Source organism: Actinoplanes sp. CA-142083 (assembly GCF_050942195.1).
Classification (GTDB): Bacteria; Actinomycetota; Actinomycetes; order Mycobacteriales; family Micromonosporaceae; genus Actinoplanes.
This window is the reverse complement of the sequence record NZ_CP192076.1, coordinates 3,847,126-3,864,716: the sequence shown is the minus strand read 5'-3', so window position 1 is coordinate 3,864,716 and position 17,591 is coordinate 3,847,126. Positions and strand designations below refer to the sequence as shown.

Below are 17,591 nucleotides of genomic sequence, written 5' to 3'. Positions count from 1 at the left end.
GGAAGGAAAAGGTTTTCCGAACCAGGGCGTAGGTTGGGGCGATGACGTCGTTCGCTCTGGTGGGCTTCGGGTGGCGGGCCGCAACTTTCTGGCGGGTCGCGCAAGGACTGTCCGATGTGACGTGCGCGGGCGCGGTCGTCCGCTCGCCCCGGGCGCTGCCGGTCCCGGCGTTCACGTCGCTCGACGAGTGCCTCCAGCAGGCGCGGCCCGACTTCCTGGTGACGGCCGTGCCGCGGGCCGCGAACCCCGATGTCATCCGGGCGGCCGTCGCGAAGGGCGTACCCGTCCTGGCGGAAACCCCGCCGGCGCCGGACCTCGACGGTCTCCACGCGCTATGGCGTGAGGTGGGCGCCGAGGGCCTGGTGCAGGTGGCCGAGCAGTACCTGTTGATGCCGTCGCACGCCGCCCGCCTCGCCGCCGTGCGCACCGGCATCATCGGCACGCCCACCCAGGTGCAGGTCTCGTCGACGCACCAGTACCACGCGGTTTCGATCATCCGGGGCTTCCTCGGCGCCGGCGACGCGACCGCGACCGTGCGGGCGACCCGGACCGTCGCGCCGCTCGTCGACCCGCAGAATCGTCAGGGCTGGACCGGCGACACCGAGCCGAAGCCGGCCACCACCACGATCGCCACGCTCGATTTCGGCGAGGGGCGCAGCGGCGTCTACGACTTCACCACCAATCAGTCGCGAAACTTGCTTCTCTTCCGGCGCCTTCTGGTCCGCGGGACGCACGGCGAGCTGCGCGACGACGAGATCCTGCACATGCCAGAGGCACAGACCATCACGCGTACGGCGTTGGTCCGCCGCCAGACCGGCCACGACCTCGACCTCGACGGCTTCGACACGCAAACCATCACGCTCGGCGACGACGTCCTCTATCGCAACCCGTTCCCGGGCCGCCGCTGGAACGACGACGAAATCGCCACGGCAACGTTGCTCACGGCGATGGCAAATTGGGTGCGTGGCGACGGCCCGGAACCCTATCCGCTGGCCGAGGGCATCCGGGACCATCTGATCGCCCTGGCCGTCGAGGAATCGGCCGACAGCGACAAGACGATAGTGGCGAGAGGGATGTGAACTATTCCGGTCGGCACGGTCAAATCCGGGGCACACTACGCGCCGCGCATGCCGCGTGCGGCCTTCAGGTTGCCCGGAGAGGCTTAACCGTCGTTCAATTCCGGGGTGGGAGACATGCTGGGACGCATCCGGGACGGGCTGATCGGGGCCGGGCAGGTGCTGGACGGGCCGTTCGGGCCGCGGCGCATCACGTACGCGGACTACACCGCGTCCGGGCAGGCGCTCGATTTCGTCGAGGAGTTCATCCGCGATCAGGTGCTCGCGCGGTATGCGAACACGCATACCGAGGCGTCCGCGACCGGCGCGCAAACGATGGCGCTGCGCGAGGAGGCCCGGTCGATCATCCATCGCAGCGTCGGCGCAGGGCCGGAGCACGTGGTCATCTTCTGCGGGTCGGGGGCGACCTCGGCGGTGGCCAAGCTGGTCGGCATTCTCGGCCTCCGCGTTCCGGAGGCCCTCGATGACGCGTACGACTTGAGCACCCGTATCCCGGCCGGGGAGCGCCCGGTCATTTTCGTGGGGCCCTACGAGCACCACTCCAACGAGTTGCCGTGGCGGGAGTCGATCGCCGACGTGGTGGAGATCGAATCCGATCACACCGGGCATGTCGACCTCGACGCCCTGGCGAGCGCGCTCACCGCGTACGAGAATCGGCCTTTGCGAATTGGCAGTTTTTCCGCCGCGTCGAATGTGACCGGAATCCTGACCGATACGGCCGCCGTCTCGCGCGTGCTGCGGGAGCACGGCGCCCTCTCGATCTGGGATTACGCGGCCGCCGGCCCCTATGTGCCGATCGCGATGGCGGACAAGGACGCGATTTTCGTGTCGCCACACAAGTTCGCGGGCGGGCCGCAGACGCCCGGCGTTCTGGTCGTCGACCGGCGACTGCTCACGAATCGGGTGCCGATCGTTCCCGGCGGCGGCACGGTGGCCTATGTCGATCCGACCGGGCACCGTTATCTCACCGATCCGGTCGCGCGCGAAGAGGGCGGGACGCCGGCCATCGTCGAGTCCATCCGGGCTGGTCTCGTCTTCTCGGTCAAGGACGCGGTCGGGACCGCCCTGATCGCGGACCGTGAGAAAGAGTTGTGGGAACGGGCGCGGGATCGGTGGGGCTCGGTGCCGGAGATCGAGATTCTCGGCGACCTCGAGGCGGAACGGCTGTCGATCGTGTCGTTCCAGGTGCGGGCCGGCGAGAAATATCTGCACCACAATTTCGTGGCGGCCCTGCTCAACGACGTGTTCGGCATTCAGGCGCGCAGCGGGTGCTCGTGCGCCGGGCCGTACGGGCATCGGCTGCTCGGCATCGACGAGGCGCACTCCCGGGAGTTCCGCGGGGAGATCATCGACGGCTGGGAAGGCATCAAGCCGGGCTGGTCGCGGCTCAACTTCAACTACTTCATCTCCGACATCGTGGCCGATTACGTGATGTCCGCGGTCGCGCTGATCGCCCAGTGCGGCGCTCGGCTGCTGCCGGAGTACCGCTTCAACCCCCGCACCGGCATCTGGGCGCACATCCGGCACGTCCCGCCGTCGGTGCACCTGGCCGACCTGCGGCTTCTCCCGGACGGTTCGGTGACGACGCCGGCCGTCTCCCCGATCCGCGCCGGGGAGGACGCGCTGGCGGGCTACCTGCGCGAGGCGGAAGAGATCATGACCTCGCGGCCGGTGCCGGTCGACGGAACGCGCCTGGACTTGCCGCCGGCTTTCGAGAAATTGCGCTGGTTCCTGCTGCCGGACGCCTGCCTCACCGCGCCGTGACGACCACCTTGCCCAGCGCGCGGCCCTCGCCCACGTGGGCCAGCGCCGCGGGCGTCTCGTCCAGCGTGAAGGTCCGGTCGATGTGGATGGCGAGCTCGCCCTTCACGCACATGGCCGCGACCGGCTCGAAATGCGCCGGCCCCTCCTTCACCGCCAGCACGCCGATGCGACGACCGGTGACCAGGCCCGCCAGCCCGCCGATCGTCAGCACGCGCAGCAGCGCCGAGACGTCCCCGCCGACGCACCGATAACGGCCGCCGGGCGCCAGCGCCCGTCGATAGGCGAAGACCGAGCGATGGGCCACAAGATCAAGGATGAGATCGTACGGGCCGGAGCGCGTGAAATCCTCGGTCCGGTAATCGATCACCGCGTCGGCGCCGAGCGAGCGCATGAAGTCGAGCTTGCGCTCGTTGTCCACGCCGGTCACGTGGGCGCCGGCCCGCTTGGCGAGCTGGATCGCGAAGGCGCCCGACCCTCCCCCGGCCCCGTTGATCAGCACGCGCTTGCCGTCCGCGCTGCCCGCCGTGCCCTGCAGCGCGATCACGCCCGCCTGCGGAATCGTCGACGCCTCGGCGAAGGAAAGTTCGGCCGGCTTGACCGCGAGCACTTTCTCCGGCGCGATCGCGAACTCGGCGAAGCCGCCCTTGAGCCCGAGGTTGTCGCCGTACACCTCGTCGCCGGGCCGGAACCGGGTGACCCCGCCGCCGACCGCCTCGACCACGCCCGCGATGTCCGACCCGAGCGTCGGCCGGGCCGGCGTCCGCAGCCCGCCGATCCGCGAGTACAGCGGCGTTCCCCGCATCGTTTCCCAGTCGCTCAGGTTCAGCGACGTGGCCTCGACCCGAACGAGCACCTGCCCGTCCGCGGGCGCCGGCGTCTCGACATTCTCGACCCGAAGAGCCTCGGGCGGACCGTACCGGTGATGGACAACCGCTTTCACCCCGTCAGAATGGCGACCGTGACCGTACAGATCAAGGCTCTCGTCGATCCCGCCCGCGCCCCTTCGTCGCGGCGCCTGGTCTGGCTCGCCACCGGCCCGGACGACCGCCCGCTGGGCACCGCGTTCCTGCGGATCCCGGCCGACGGCGGCACCGCCGATCTGCGACTCACCGTGCACCCGGCGGAACGGCGCGCCGGCGTCGGCACCCGCCTGCTGGCCGCCGCCCTAGCCGCCACCTCCGGCGCCGTGCTCACCGAGCCGGTCGAGGAGGACTCCCCTGGCGACCACTTCTGCGCCGCCCGCGGCCTGCGCCCGGTGCTCCGCCTGACCTACACCCGCCTTGCGCTCGACGCTCCCGTCGCCGCCGAGCCCGTTTCCGGCTATCGCCTTATCCATTGGGTGGGCGCGACGCCGCCCGAGCTGGTGGAAACTTTCGTGCGGGCCCGCCACGCCATGGACGACATGCCCATGGACGACGCCGACTACGTCCCCGACGTGTGGGACGCCGACCGCCTCCAGTTCGTCACCCAGGCGGTGGCCGACCGGGGCGAGTTCCTCTGCATCACCGCCGCCCTGACCACCGAGGGCGACATGGCGTCCTTCACCGAGCTGGTGGTCCCCGCCGACGGCGCCGGCGACGCCCAGCACTACGGCACCGGCGTCCTGCCCGAGCACCGCGGCCGCGGCCTGGCCCGCTGGATGAAGGCCGAACAGATCGGCTGGGTCCGCACCCGCTTCCCCGCCCTGACCGGCCTGCTCGCCGACACGGCCGACAGCAACACCGCCATGCGCCGCGTCAACGAGTCCCTGGGCTACCGCCCCACCCACCGCAGCATCCTCTACCAGCACAACGGCTAGGGCGGGCCCAGGTGGGTGCGCTCGCCCTCGTGGTCGAGGATGCACAGGATCTCGGCCGCGCCCGAGCTCACGCCGAAAGCGTGCGGCACCATCGTCGAGAACTCGGCCGCCTCGCCCTCGCGCACCAGGATCGTCCGCTCCGCCAGCCGCAGCACGATCGTGCCGGACAGCACGGTGAACCAGTCCCGCCCCGGATGCACCCGCAGGTCGGCCGGCACCGGGCGGGTCACCCGCATCTTCGCGACCGTGGCCGGCGCGCCCTCGCGGGAGAGCAACCAGGTCGTGATGCCGCGGGCGTCGTCGCAGTGCGGGCGGATCACCACGTCCTCGTCGCGGCCCGACTCGACCAGCTGATCCAGCGTCGTGCCCAGCGCCCGCGCGATCGGCGCCAGCTGGTCGAGGGCGATCCGCCGGTGGCCGGTCTCGATGCGGCTCAGCGTGGACGGGCTCAGATAGCTGCGGGCGGCCAGCTCGTCCAGCGACCAGCCGCGCGCGACCCGCAGGCCGCGGATGCGTTGCCGGACCAGCGCGTCCAGTTCGCCGTCTTGCGTCATACGCAAGAGTGTATGCCAAGTACGCAAGGAGGCGGTAGCGTCGGCGGCATGGCACACCAGCACATGACCGAGATGCTCGATCTCGACGCCGAAGTCCTGCACGACTTCCACCGCGAAGTGATCTCCTGGGCCGGCTCCCTCGTGCCGGCGACCGGGAAGGCCCGCGTCGTCGACCTCGGCGCGGGCAGCGGCACCGGCACGCTCGCCCTGGCCCGGCAGCTGCCGGCGGCCGAGATCATCGCGGTCGACGTCGACGAGGAGATGCTCGCGCACCTGCGCCATCGCGCCGGCGGCAACAGCAACATCCGTACGGTGCAAGCCGACCTCGACGGCGACTGGCCCGACCTCGGCCCGGCCGACCTCGTCTGGGCCTCCGCCTCGATGCACCACCTCAAGGATCCCGACCGCACGCTCGGGCAGATCCACGACCTGCTGCGGCCCGGCGGCGCGGTCCTGATCACCGAGCTGGACTCGTTCCCCCGCTTCCTGCACAACGATGCCGAGGAGCGCGGCCACGCCGAGATGGACCGCATGCGCCACGAGGCCGGCCTGCACATGCACGAGGACTGGGGCGCGCGCCTGCGCAAGGCCGGCCTCGAGACACGCAAGCGCCGCTTCGACATCGAGCTCCGTCCGCCACTGCCGGCGAACGCCGTCCGCTACGCCGAGGTCACCCTGCTTCGCATGCGCGAGCGGCTCGCCGACCGCCTCAGCCCGGCCGATCTGGCCGCGCTCGATGCCCCGGGCCCCGACGACCTGACCATCCGCACGACCCGCCTGGTGTGGTCGGGCGTCAAAGCCGCGTGAAGGAGGTGACGGGCGGCCTCCCGAGGTGACCGCCCGTCACCGGTGGCGTCAGCGCAACGCGTACGCCCGGATGACCGTTTCGGTCACCGTGTTGCCCTTCGTGTCGGCCGACGAGGCCCGCAGCGACGCGAACGCCGCGCCGCGCGGGTGCTGCACGGTCGCGACCCGGTGGTCACCGGAGCCGCGCAGCGACGCCGGCTTCCAGGTCTTGCCGTCGTCGAAGGAGACCTCGACGCGCAGCGACCTGACCTGCCCGGCCGACGAGCCGGGCTGCCGCTCGACCGTCACCGGGATCTCGTAGCGGCACCCGGCCGGCGCCGTGTTCCGGTCGTCGAGCCGCGGGCTGAACCGGACCGTCGAGACCGGCAGCCGGCGGAACGCCTCGCCGTCCACGTGGCCCGACCGGAACGTCCACACACCACTCACCGAGGTGCTGAGCGTGTGCGGAGCGCTACGGGTGGACTTGGCCTCGAGGCGGTAGGTGGCCGTTCCCGGTGGCACGTCGTAGTCGGTGCCCTCGCCGAGCTTCGTGTTCCCGCGGTAGAGGGCGATGGATTCGTCGTCCACCGTGGACCCGCCGGGATGCCCCGCCCCGTCGCCGAACATCGGCACGTACGCGATGATGTGATCTTGTGTTCTTGTCACCCAGAACCCTTCCCACGGAGGCTGCGTGACGTTGGGTCCGAAGACCGCGCCGTTCCAGGCCTGCGGGTAGGTGCGGCCGGCGCGCAGGGCGGTGCGGCCGCTGGTCTGCTCACTGAGCCACTCCGGGAAGTCGTCGCCGACGGCCGGCAACTCCTGCATGAAGTCGCCGATCCAGGGTGCTTCCGTGTTGACGTACTCGGTGCGGCGGAACGGCAGGTCGAACGGCACGAAGGTCATCCAGCCGCCGCTGTTCTCGGTGTATTGCGCCATGTTCCCCTTGGCGCCCTCGGCTCCGGTGGCCTCGGCGGCGAAGCTCGACTTGATGACCGCCAGATCCTTCAGCCTCGGCGCCTTGACCAGGCCCGCGAACATCTTTCCGGGACTGAAGTACGCGAGATCGACAGTGTAGGAGCTGTTCCGGTACGTCTCCTGCGGCCCCGGGTCGGCGAACGAGCCGTTCACGCTGCCCACGAAGAGCGGGCTGGACACCTCGTTGATCCGGCCCGCGTAGAGCGAGTCGAACGTCAGGCCGAGCAGGCTGGCCGAGATGCCGAAGTCCTCGCCCGTCCAGTCGCCGTTGACCGCGGCGAGCAGCGTGCCCGCCCCGGACTGCGGCGGCGTGACCCGCACCGCCTTGGCCTTGCGCGCGTCCGCGGCGATCGTCATGGCCTTGCCGACGACGAGCTCGCTCGCGACGATCATGCTGACGTCGTCCTCGCCGTTGTTGATCCAGGCGAACGCGCCGTAGCGGCCCTTGGGCAGGCGCAGCTTGGCGACCGGCTCGGCGGTGAAGACGTCGAACGACTCGAACGTGTCGAGATTGAACAGCGCCATGTAGTGGTCGGCGTTCGGGGTGCCGTCGCGGTTGGTGAACTCGATCGTGACGTCGTAGCTCTCCACCTCCTTGTCGACGCCGAGCGGGGTCTGCACCTGGATTCCGCCGGGCGCCGTGGCGGTCAGGTAGCCGCCGACCGGGCCATCGGGGACCGCCGTGGTGTTGGTGTTCGCGGTGACCGTGGTGGATGCGGTGCCGCCCGCCGGGACGGTCAGGTGGGTGTCGGCCACAGTGAACGGCGCCTGTGTCTGATTTATCGTGATTTCCGCGGCCTGATCGCCCGAATTGCGATAGGTCACCGTCTTGGTCACCTGCTTGTCGTCACCGTGCGGCCACGCCTGGATGCCGAAGCTCAGGCTGCCCTCGTCCGCCGTGACGGTCTGGGTGATCTCCCGGGCCACGTCGACCCGCCCCGCGCCCTGGTCGAACGCGTTCACGCCCGCGGTCGGCTTCGCCGAGCCCATCAGCGTGTTCTTGCGCAGCTTCGACGACCACGCCGGGTGCTCCTGCGTGAGGATCGCCGCCGCGCCCGCCACATGCGGGGTCGCCATCGAGGTGCCCGACAGCGACACGTACCCGTCGACCGGCGCCGGGTCCCCGATGAATCCGTTCTTGGCCTTCGCCGCCACGATGTCCACGCCCGGCGCGGTGATGTCCGGCTTGAGCGCGTGGTCGCCCGCGCGCGGCCCGCGGCTCGAGAAGCTCGCCAGCTGGTCCTCGTCGTCGACCGCGCCGACCGAGAGCGCGTCGTCGGCCGTGGACGGCGAGCCCACCGTGCCCTTGCCGCCGTCGTTGCCGGCCGCGATCACGAACAGCGTGTCGTACTGCGCGGTCAGGTCCTGCACCGCCTGCTCGAGCGGATCGATCTCCGGCGTGTCGAACCCGCCCAGGCTCATGTTGATCACGGGCGCGTTCGCGGCGGCCCACGCCATGCCGGCGAGGATCGCCGAGTCGTCGCAGAACTCGGTCTCGCACACCTTGCCGATCAGCAGCTTGGCGCCCGGCGCGACACCCTTGTAGCGCCCGCCCGACGCCGCGCCCGTCCCTGCGATGATCGAGGCCACGTGCGTGCCGTGCCCCACCTCGTCGTCGACGGTCGCCGTGGTCGTGAAGTTCTGCGTCCCCGCGATCTGCCCCGCGAGGTCCGGGTGCGTCTGGTCGACGCCGGTGTCCAGGATGGCCACCTTCACGCCCGCACCGTCGTATCCCGCCTGCCACGCGGTCGGCGCCCCGATCTGCGGCACGCTGACATCCAGGCTGATCTTGCGCTTGCCGTCCAGCCACACCTTGCTGATGCCCGGCCGCAACGCCTCACCCTTGGTGAGCGACGACCATAGCGAGACACGCTCGGTGAGGTCGGCGCGGGCCGCGAGGGTGGTCAGGGCCGGGAGGTCGCGCGTCACTCGCGCTCCGCCCGCGGTGGTCGCGCTGCGTGCGACGCTTGCGCTGTTCTTCCCGTACGAGATGAGCAGGCGCAGATCTCCGCTCGAGTCGAGCAGGCTGACGTCGAAGAGGCGCTTGTCCACCTGCCCGGCCCGCAGCAGCCCGAGCGCGTCGGACGGGATGACGTACCGATGGTTGCCGATCGTCTGACTCAGGAAGCGAATCTTCTGCCGCCCCGGCCCCGGCGTGACCGAGGCGTTCTTCCCGCGGATCGTCACCCGGTCGCCGGTGATCAGCGTGACCGTGGTGGGCTTGACGGCCGTTGCTTTGCTACCGGCGGTTGCCTCGCCGGCCGGCGCCGCTACCGCGGGCGCTTGCAGTGCGGTGACGGTGAGTGTCGCAACAAGCAGTACGGCATGCAGTCTTCGTCGACGCATCGCGTGCCTCCCCGTGCCGGGCCCCTCCCGGCTCCGCATAGACACTTGCAAATGCGTGCAACCTGCGCGACTAGTCTCGGCGCTATGGCCCTTGATCCAGATGAGTTCTACGACCACGCGCTCGCCGCCGCCGACGACGAGCGCCGGCTCCCCCTCGCCCGCATGACCGGCTGGGACATCAGCCCGTTCGAGCAGGACGGCCTGCGCGTCTCCCCGTTGCGCCCGCCGGTCGTGCCCGAGCCCGCCCGGCACGGCGAGGACCCGGCCGACTGCAAGATCTGCCGGGCGCGGGACGAGGGCATCTGGTTCACCGAGAACTGGCGCTTGGCCCGAGTCACCGGCGTCGGCGTCCCGCTCGCGCTCATGCTGTATCCACGCGACCACCACGACCTGGCCGACCTGCCCGACTCCCTCGCCGCCGAGCTCGGCCTGCTGACCACCCGCATCGTCCGCCACATGCAGGCCGTGCCACACATCTCCCGGGCCCACGTCTACCGCATCGGGGACGGGGCCGCGCACTTGCATTTGTGGTTCTTCGCGCGTCCGCTCGGCCAGTCCCAGCTGTACGGTTCATGGCTGGTCGTCTGGGACGACCTCCTGCCGGAGCACCCGGCCGACATCGCCGACGCTGACGCGGCCACCGTGGCGGACGCGCTCGTGGCGTCCCACGGAGGCAGCCGCTCACCCGTCGCCTGACCCAGCGGCCGCCGCGCCTTGATGACTTGCCGTCCGCTCCGAACGGCGACTCATCAAGCGCTCGCGCCGTTCAGGGCCGGCCGCAGACTGGGGCCGGGTTTGCCGGGCGAGCTTGATGATTTGCCGCTCGCTCCGAGCGCTGATTCATCAAGGTCTCGCACCTGCAAGGCGCGCCGGAGCCTGGAGCCCGGCCTGCCCGCGAGGTTGATGACTTGCCGCTCAACCCGAACGGCGATTCATCAAGGTCTCCCGCCACTCAGGAAGCGCCGCAGACTGGGCTCGACTTGCCCGCGAAGTTGATGACTTGCCGCTCACCCCGAACGGCGATTCATCAAGGTCTCCCGCCACTCACGAAGCACCGCAGACTGGGGCACCGCTTGCCGGCAGGGTTGATGACTTGCTGCTCGCTCCGAACGGTGAGTCATCAAGGTCTCGCCGGCGCGAGCTCGCCGCCATGGCCGAGGCAGTTGTCCACAATCGCGGGTTGTCCACAGGCAAACACGGCCCGTCCCATGACCGCGCCCGTTTTCCTGGAGAATGGCCTGCGGGGGCTTCCCCCAGGGAGGGCGGGCCGTGAGCAGGGCCGGCCGTGAGCAGGGCCGTGGGCGCGGCCGTGAACGGGGCCGTGAGGGTGGAGCCGCGAGGGCGAGGCCGTGAGGCCGTGAGCGCCCGACGACGAGCGTGAAGCGCGCGGACGGCATGGTGAGCCCCGGTCTCGGGCAAGCGGGTGTAGATTCCCCGCCGCGACGGTCTCGACGGGGAGGGTTCGAACGGGGAATGGACGCCAGTACCGAGGAACTTCGACACGCGCATGACGTGCTCTCCGAGTGGTATGCGAAGAACCTGGACGGGCTGCTGGAGAGCATGCCGGTCGAGCGGGCGATGCTGGACCTGTTCGCCGAGATGACGCTGGCCGTCGGCGTGGAGGTCGCGGACGTGGGCTGCGGCACCGGGCGCCTTCTCCCCTATCTCGCGGGCCGTGGCCTGTCACCTCGCGGCGTGGACCTCTCGCCCGGGATGGTCGAGGTGGCAGAACGGGACAACCCAGGCTTCGCCTACGAGGTCGCCGACCTGCGGGAGCTGCCGTTCGAGGACGCGTCGCTGGCCGGGGTGGTGTGCTGGTTCTCGCTGATCTACCTGGCGCCGGACGCCAGGGTTACTGCCTTCGCCGAGCTCGCCCGGGTGGTGAAGCCGGGCGGATACCTCGTGACCGCGTTCAAGCACGGCGACGGCAACGTGCACCGCAACCTTCCCGGCGGCCGCGTCGAGAGCTTCGGCATCGACTTCGACCGGTACTGGCTCTCGGCCCGCGAGATGGAGGACCGTTTCGCGGCCGCCGGGTTCGAGCTCATCTTCCAGGGCAGCACGCCACCCGAAGGGTCGGAGCCCTCGTACGGGTACATGCTGGTCCGCAAAGGGGTCTAGGAAGCGGCGCGGCGGGCGGCCCAGGTAACCATCACGGTGCAGACGGCGGTGAGGGCCAGCGTTGCCATGGTGATGGCGTTCTCGAAGCTGTGCGGGCTCGCGCCGACGTCCGTCAGGGAGCCGGTGAGCGCCGCCGCGACGATGGTGCCGGTGACGGCCAGGCCGATGCTGCTGGCGATCTCCTGGCTGGTGTCGGTGAGGGCGGCGCCGATCGACTGCCGGTCCTCGGGGAGGCCGCGCATCACCGTGACGGACGCGATGATCATGACTACGCGCATTCCGGCGGCGGTGAGGACGAGCGCGACGGCGATCCAGGCGTAGCCCTGGCGGCCCATCAGCGCGTACAGGAGCAGGCCGGCGATGACCGCGGCGGCGCCGAGCGGGCCGGCGCGGTGGGTGCCGAGCTTGTCGACGATCTTCTCGACGAACGGGCCGAGCGCGAGCATGGTGATGATCTGCGGGAGGTTGCCGAGCGCGGCCTCGGCCGGCGACCAGCCCCAGACGAGCTGCAGCTGGAGGGTGACGCTGTAGGTGAGGGCGGCCAGGCCGAGGCCGAGCGCGCCCTGGTAGGCGAGGCTCGCGGACACCTGCGGGCGCTTGATCAGGGCGAAGTCGAACATCGGGTGGGAGGTGCGCTTTTCCCGTACGACGAAACCGATCGCGCTGAGCAAGGCGCCGACGGCGGCCAGCCACGGCTTGGTGTTGCCCCATCCGTCCTCGACGACCAGGGTGGCGGTCCAGAGGCCGAGGATGATCGTGGCGGTGCCGAGCAGCGCGCCGGGCAGGTCGAGTGGCGCGGAGTTGCGGTGCTCGGGACGGTCGGCGGGGATGCCGAAGCGGATGCACAGCACCGCGAGCACGGCGATCGGCACGTTGATGACCAGCAGCGTCTGCCACGGCAGGACCTGGAGGATCAGCCCGCCCAGGGTCGGCCCGGCGGCCAGGCCGATGAGGCCGACCGATGAGATCACGCCGGTCGCCCGCATCAGGAGGTTCTCCTGGTCGAACAGGCGGAAGCACAGCGCCATGGTCCCGGGCGCGGTCATCGCGGCGGTGATGCCGACCGCGGCCCGGACGGCGATCAGCTCGCCGGGGGTCCGCACGGCCAGGACGGCGAGGTTGGCGAGCGCGAACAGGCCCAACCCGATGAGCATCATGCGGCGGGTTCCGAACCGGTCGGCGATGGCGCCGAACGCGATCATCAGGCCGCCGAACAGCAGCGAATACCCCGAGGTGATCCACTGCAGGTCCGACGCCGAGGCGTTCAGCTCGCGGGCGATGGTCGGCAGCGCGACGTTGAGAACCGAGTTGTCGAGCATCTCCACGAGGAAGACGACCGACAGCCCGAAGATCGCGGGCCAGACAGCCCGCAGCGAGGTGGCTCGCGCCTTCGCAGGCGCCTCCAGGACATCGACACTCATGGCAAACCCCCTTCGACCGGGCATATCTCTGGAACGGCGTTCCACGATCCAACTATGGAACGGCATTCCAGACGTGTCAAGATGGGGTATGGCGACTAGGACGAGGAACACAGAAGCGTTGTCCCGCGAGCGCATCGTCGAGGCCGCCGTCGAGCTGCTCGACGAGGCCGGCGAGGGCGGTTTGACCTTCCGGGCGCTCAGTGCCCGGTTGCGGACCGGCCCCGGCGCGATCTACTGGCACGTCGCGAACAAGAGCGAGCTGCTGGCCGTCGCCACCGAGACCGTCCTGGCCGGCACCCTGGCCGCCGACCCGGCCGGCGAGACCCCCGCGCAGGCCGTCCGGAAGGTCGCGCTGGGCGTCTTCGACGCGATCGACGCCCACCCGTGGGTCGGCGCCCAGATGTCCCGTCCCGCGTCCCAGTCCACGACCTTGCGCGTCTTCGAACGCCTCGGCCGCCAGGTCCAGGCGCTCGGCGTCCCCGACCAGGCCCAGTTCAACGCGGCGTCGGCGCTGCTCAACTACGTGCTCGGGGTGGCCGGCCAGAACGCCGCGAACGCCCGCACCCAGGATCCGGGCACCAGCCGCAGCGACGTGCTGGGCGCCGAGTCGGCCGCGTGGGAGAAGCTCGACGCCGCCGACTTCCCGTTCCTCCGCAACGTGGCCACCCAGCTGCGCGACCACGACGACCGCGAGCAGTTCCTGGCCGGCGTCGACCTGATCCTGGCCGGCATCACCAGCTTCAGGGCGTGAGGACGATCCGGCCGAAGACTTCTCCGGCGTCCATCTTCCGGTGCGCCAGCACGGCCTGGTCGAGAGGCAACACCTCGTGCACAACGGCCTTCAGGCTCCCGAAATGCTCCTCGCGGACGGCCCGGCGCGCCTCCGAGGGCACGGTGGCGGCGCTGAAGGTGGCGAAGGTCAGCGACTTCTGGAACGCCGCCATCAGCCTCGTGCCGAAGTCGGCCGGGGGCTGGCCGCCGACCGCGCCGACCACGACGAGGCGGCCGCCGGGGTTGAGCCGGTCGAGGAACGACGACAGGTCCTGGCCCGCGACCACGTCGATGATGACGTCGTAGCGGCCCTCTCTCCCGGCGCGATCCACCACGTGGGTCGCGCCCAGCTCGCGCAGCCGGCGGCCGCGCTCCGGGGAGGAGGTGGTGACGGCCACGACGCCCGCTTTGCCGCGCGCGGCCAGCTGAACCGTCGCGATCCCGATGCTGCCCGCCGCGCCGCGCACCAGCACGGCTTCGCCGGGGCCGAATCGGGCGTGGGCGAGCCCGAAATGGGCGACGACCCCGGCGCTGCCGAGCGTCACGGCGTCGACGGCGGACAGGCTCGGCGGCAGCGGCACGAGCTCACCGACCGGCGCGATCGCCCGCTCGGCGTAGCCGCCGCCGGTCCCGGTGAACGCCCAGACCCGCCGCCCGAGCCACGCCGGGTCGACGTCCTCGCCGACGGCGGTCACCGTTCCCGCCACCTCACCGCCCGGGACGTGCCCCTCCCGGAAGCCGTAGGCGGCGAGGTCACCACGCCGGATCACCACGTCGACGCCGCCCACCCCGATCGCCTCGGTGGCGATCAGCACCTGGTTCTCCCCCGGCGCCGGGGTGGGCAGGTCGATGACCGCGAGCCCCTCGGGGCCACCGAACTTCTTGATCGCGACAGCCTTCATGGTGATCGACGCTAACGGACGGGGGCGTCCGCTTAGCTAAAGTGGGAGAGTGACCGGCACTTTGACTCAGTCGTTGCGCTCGGATGCCCGCGACAACCGCGACCGCATCCTCGTCGCGGCCCGCGCGGTGTTCGCCGCCGAGGGCCTGGAAGTGCCCCTGCGCGAGATAGCCCGCCGGGCCGGCGTCGGCCCGGCGACGCTCTATCGCCACTTTCCCACCAAGCAGGCGCTGGTCACCGAGGCGTTCGCGGAGCAGCTGCACGCCTGCCACGCCGTCCTCGAGGAGGGCCTGGCCGCCGCCGACCCGTGGACGGGCCTGAGCACGGCGATAGCCCGGCTGTGCGAGCTGCACGCCCGCGACTGGGGCTTCGCCGCCGCCTTCTCCCACGCCGATCTGACGGCGGCCCGGTCGCGATCCCTGGCGGCTCTGGCGGAGCTGGCGAGCCGTGCCCGGGCGACGGGCCGGATGCGCGCGGACGTGACCGTGGACGACCTGATCCTGATGCTGGCTGCCAACACCGGGCTGCGCGCGACGTCGCCCGAGGCCCGGGTGGCGGCGTCGCGACGCTTCGCCGAGCTGACGATCCGGGCGCTCAGGGCCTGACGACCCGTCGGGATTGCTGGAGAAAAAGAGGGCACATGGTGGAGTCGAAGAAGCGGGCCGACGCTCGGCGCAACGAGCAGTCGCTGCTCGACGCCGCCGCCGCGGCATTTGTGGAGGACGGGGTCCACGTGCCGGTGCGGGACATCGCGGCCAGGGCGGGTGTCGGCGTCGGCACCATCTACCGCCATTTCCCGACCCGGGCCGACCTGGTCGTCGCCGTCTACCGGCATCAGGTCGAGGCCTGCGCCGAGGCGGGACCGCGGCTGCTGCGGGAGAGCCCCACCCCGTACGCGGCTCTCGCGAGCTGGATCGACCTCTTCGTCGACTTCCTGGTCACCAAGCACGGGCTCGCCGAGGCGCTGCAGTCCGACGACGCCGCGTTCCAGAGCCTGCACGCCTGGTTCCTCGACCGGCTGGTGCCGGTCGGCGACGAGTTGGTCGAGGCCGCGGGCAGCAGGATCGGGGCCTTCGAGTTGATGTACGCCGTCGGCAACCTGTGCATCGGGGCCGACAAAGATCCGCGTTACGACGTGCGGCGCGTGGTGGGAACGCTCCTGGAAGGGCTCAGACCTCGATATGCGACCCCATGATCACCGTACGGTCGCGCGGCAGGCCGAAGTGCTCGGCGGCGTCCGCGGTGATGTAGGAGGTGGCGATGAACAGGCGCTTGCGCCACGCCGCCATCGTCCGGCCGTCGCCGCGGCGTAGCTCGATCTTGGAGAGGAAGTAGGAGGCGTTCTCCAGGTCGAGGCGGCCCTCGGTGGTCGCCGGGTCGAGCAGCTTCAGGGCGGCCTGCAGGTCCTGGGTCTCGGCGTAGCCGAAGCGCAGGCTCACGAAGAAGATGCCGTCGTCCTCGTACCCGAGCGGGTCGACCTCGATCCGGTCCTCGTCGCGCAGCCGGGGCACGGGCAGGGTCTCGATCGAGATGATCAGGACGTGCTCGTGCCGTACGTGGTTGTGCTCGACGTTGGCGCGCATGGCCAGCGGCGCGCTCTGGTTGCCGCGGTTGAGGAAGACGGCGGTGCCGGAGACCTTGGCGATCGAGGCCGCCTTGTCGCGCAGCTGGGCGATGAACTCGCTGAGCGAGCCCTCGGCTTTGCGGCGTTCCGCGGTGACGACCTCGCGGCCCTTCTGCCAGGTGGTCATGACGGTGAACGCGGTGAGCGCGATCAGCAGCGGCAGCCAGGCGCCGTGCAGCAGCTTGGTCAGGTTGGCCGCGACGAACAGCAGGTCGATCGAGAGCAGCACGACGGCGCCGGCGATCAGCAGCCACAGCGGCGTCTTCCACCGCTGGTGGGCGATGTAGAAGAACAACAGGGTGGTGATGGTGATCGTGCCGGTGACGGTCATGCCGTACGCGTACGCGAGCGCGGCCGAGCTTCGGAACGCGAAGACCAGCGTCAGCACCGACACCATGAGCAGCCAGTTGATCCACGGGACGTAGATCTGGCCGATCTCCTGCTCGCTGGTGTAGACGACGCGCAGCCGCGGCAGGTAGCCGAGCTGGGCGGCCTGGGAGGTGACCGAGAACGCGCCGGTGATCACGGCCTGAGCCGCGATGATCGTGGCGGCGGTGGCGAGCAGGACCAGCGGCAGGCGCAGGGATTCCGGGGCGAGCAGGAAGAACGGGCCACTGATGTTCGCCGGGTCGTCGATGATCAGGGCGCCCTGGCCGAAGTAGCTCAGCATCAAGGCCGGGAGGACCAGGATCAGCCAGCCGCGGGAGATCGCCCGGCGGCCGAAATGCCCCATGTCGGCGTAGAGCGCCTCGGCGCCGGTCACCGAGAGCACCACGGCGGCGAGCGCGAAGAACGCGATGTGGAAATGACCGAAGAGAAAGCCCAGGGCGTACGTCGGGGAGAGCGCCTCCAGGATGGCGGGGTGCTTGGCGATGCCGGTGACGCCGAGGGCGCCGATGACCACGAACCAGGCGATCATGATGGGCCCGAAGACGCGGCCGACCGCCGAGGTCCCGCGCCGCTGCACCAGGAAGAGCACCACGATGATCACCGCGGTGATCGGGACGACCGCCTTGTCGAAGGACGGCTCGACCAGCTTGAGCCCCTCGACCGCGGAAAGCACCGAGATGGCCGGCGTGATCATGCTGTCGCCGAAGAACAGCGCGGCGCCGAAGATGCCGAGCCCGGCGAGCCACATCGCCGCCTTCCGGCCGCGCTTGGAGGCCGACCGGCGCAGCAGCGTGATCAGGGCCATCACGCCGCCCTCGCCGTCGTTGTCGGCGTGCAGGGCCAGGAAGATGTAGGTGATGGTCACGACGAACATGACCGACCAGAAGATCAGCGACACCACGCCGAAGACGTTGTCGGTGCTGACCGGCACCGGATGCGGGTCGTCCGGGTTGAAGACGGTCTGCAGGGTGTAGATCGGGCTGGTGCCGATGTCGCCGAAGACGACACCGAGCGCGCCGATCACCAGTGCCAGTCGCACCGTGTCCTTAGCGCCTGTTTGCACG

Annotated in this window: 15 protein-coding genes; 9 read left to right on the top strand and 6 right to left on the bottom strand. The window is 70.5% G+C overall.

Going from position 1 to position 17,591, the window contains the following annotated elements:
- Positions 1 to 41: 41 nt before the first annotated feature.
- Both ACQPZX_RS17655 and ACQPZX_RS17650 read left to right on the top strand, forming a co-directional pair.
- The gene (locus ACQPZX_RS17655; protein ID WP_433381750.1) at positions 42 to 1,079 is read left to right on the top strand and encodes a Gfo/Idh/MocA family protein; all 1,038 of its coding nucleotides are present in this window, start codon (positions 42 to 44) and stop codon (positions 1,077 to 1,079) included.
- Between the two features lie 114 nt (positions 1,080 to 1,193).
- Positions 1,194 to 2,840 (top strand): aminotransferase class V-fold PLP-dependent enzyme, encoded by a 1,647-nt coding sequence (locus tag ACQPZX_RS17650; protein ID WP_433381747.1) that lies wholly within the window; start codon positions 1,194 to 1,196, stop codon positions 2,838 to 2,840.
- Here the strand turns inward: ACQPZX_RS17650 and ACQPZX_RS17645 are convergent.
- Positions 2,827 to 3,780: an NAD(P)-dependent alcohol dehydrogenase gene (locus ACQPZX_RS17645; RefSeq protein WP_433381744.1), complete on the bottom strand. Its 954-nt coding sequence runs from the start codon at positions 3,778 to 3,780 to the stop codon at positions 2,827 to 2,829. The genes ACQPZX_RS17650 and ACQPZX_RS17645 overlap by 14 nt on opposite strands.
- An 18-nt stretch (positions 3,781 to 3,798) precedes the next feature.
- Here ACQPZX_RS17645 and ACQPZX_RS17640 point away from each other — a divergent pair, with 18 nt between their 5' ends.
- Positions 3,799 to 4,638 (top strand): GNAT family N-acetyltransferase, encoded by an 840-nt coding sequence (locus ACQPZX_RS17640; protein ID WP_433381741.1) that lies wholly within the window; start codon positions 3,799 to 3,801, stop codon positions 4,636 to 4,638.
- On the opposite strand, the gene ACQPZX_RS17635 is transcribed toward ACQPZX_RS17640, so the two are convergent.
- Complete coding sequence (locus ACQPZX_RS17635) at positions 4,635 to 5,192, bottom strand: helix-turn-helix domain-containing protein (protein ID WP_433381738.1); 558 nt, start codon at positions 5,190 to 5,192, stop codon at positions 4,635 to 4,637. The two genes, ACQPZX_RS17640 and ACQPZX_RS17635, sit on opposite strands and share 4 nt — an antisense overlap.
- Positions 5,193 to 5,240: 48 nt before the next feature.
- On the opposite strand from ACQPZX_RS17635, the gene ACQPZX_RS17630 reads away from it, so the two are divergent.
- Positions 5,241 to 5,999, top strand: coding sequence for a class I SAM-dependent methyltransferase (locus ACQPZX_RS17630; protein WP_433381735.1), 759 nt, complete (start codon positions 5,241 to 5,243; stop codon positions 5,997 to 5,999).
- A 48-nt stretch (positions 6,000 to 6,047) separates the two neighbouring features.
- Here ACQPZX_RS17630 and ACQPZX_RS17625 read toward each other — a convergent pair whose 3' ends face one another.
- Positions 6,048 to 9,299, bottom strand: coding sequence for a S8 family serine peptidase (locus ACQPZX_RS17625; protein WP_433381732.1), 3,252 nt, complete (start codon positions 9,297 to 9,299; stop codon positions 6,048 to 6,050).
- Between the two features lie 84 nt (positions 9,300 to 9,383).
- Between ACQPZX_RS17625 and ACQPZX_RS17620 the strand changes: the two genes are divergently transcribed.
- Together ACQPZX_RS17620 and ACQPZX_RS17615 are read left to right on the top strand one after the other, a co-directional pair.
- The gene (locus ACQPZX_RS17620; protein ID WP_433381729.1) at positions 9,384 to 9,995 is read left to right on the top strand and encodes a hypothetical protein; all 612 of its coding nucleotides are present in this window, start codon (positions 9,384 to 9,386) and stop codon (positions 9,993 to 9,995) included.
- Positions 9,996 to 10,772: 777 nt separating this feature from the next.
- A complete protein-coding gene (locus ACQPZX_RS17615) occupies positions 10,773 to 11,420 on the top strand; it encodes a class I SAM-dependent methyltransferase (protein WP_433381726.1) in 648 nt (215 codons plus the stop codon).
- On the opposite strand, the gene ACQPZX_RS17610 is transcribed toward ACQPZX_RS17615, so the two are convergent.
- On the bottom strand, positions 11,417 to 12,841 hold the full coding sequence (locus ACQPZX_RS17610) for an MFS transporter (protein WP_433381723.1): 1,425 nt from the start codon (positions 12,839 to 12,841) through the stop codon (positions 11,417 to 11,419). The two genes, ACQPZX_RS17615 and ACQPZX_RS17610, sit on opposite strands and share 4 nt — an antisense overlap.
- A gap of 88 nt (positions 12,842 to 12,929) precedes the next feature.
- Here ACQPZX_RS17610 and ACQPZX_RS17605 point away from each other — a divergent pair, with 88 nt between their 5' ends.
- Positions 12,930 to 13,592, top strand: a complete 663-nt coding sequence (locus ACQPZX_RS17605; RefSeq protein WP_433381720.1) for a TetR/AcrR family transcriptional regulator C-terminal domain-containing protein — start codon at positions 12,930 to 12,932, stop codon at positions 13,590 to 13,592.
- Here ACQPZX_RS17605 and ACQPZX_RS17600 read toward each other — a convergent pair.
- Entirely contained in the window at positions 13,582 to 14,514 is a 933-nt protein-coding gene (locus ACQPZX_RS17600; protein WP_433381718.1) for a zinc-dependent alcohol dehydrogenase family protein, read from the bottom strand. The two genes, ACQPZX_RS17605 and ACQPZX_RS17600, sit on opposite strands and share 11 nt — an antisense overlap.
- A gap of 49 nt (positions 14,515 to 14,563) precedes the next feature.
- Between ACQPZX_RS17600 and ACQPZX_RS17595 the strand changes: the two genes are divergently transcribed.
- Positions 14,564 to 15,118 carry a TetR/AcrR family transcriptional regulator gene (locus tag ACQPZX_RS17595; protein WP_433381715.1) on the top strand — a complete coding sequence of 185 codons (555 nt, stop codon included), beginning with the start codon at positions 14,564 to 14,566 and terminating at the stop codon, positions 15,116 to 15,118.
- Between the two features lie 35 nt (positions 15,119 to 15,153).
- Positions 15,154 to 15,708 (top strand): TetR/AcrR family transcriptional regulator, encoded by a 555-nt coding sequence (locus ACQPZX_RS17590; RefSeq protein ID WP_433381712.1) that lies wholly within the window; start codon positions 15,154 to 15,156, stop codon positions 15,706 to 15,708.
- Here the strand turns inward: ACQPZX_RS17590 and ACQPZX_RS17585 are convergent.
- The gene (locus ACQPZX_RS17585) at positions 15,683 to 17,590 is read right to left on the bottom strand and encodes a potassium transporter Kup (protein ID WP_433381709.1); all 1,908 of its coding nucleotides are present in this window, start codon (positions 17,588 to 17,590) and stop codon (positions 15,683 to 15,685) included. The genes ACQPZX_RS17590 and ACQPZX_RS17585 overlap by 26 nt on opposite strands.
- Between the last annotated feature and the right edge of the window lies 1 nt (position 17,591).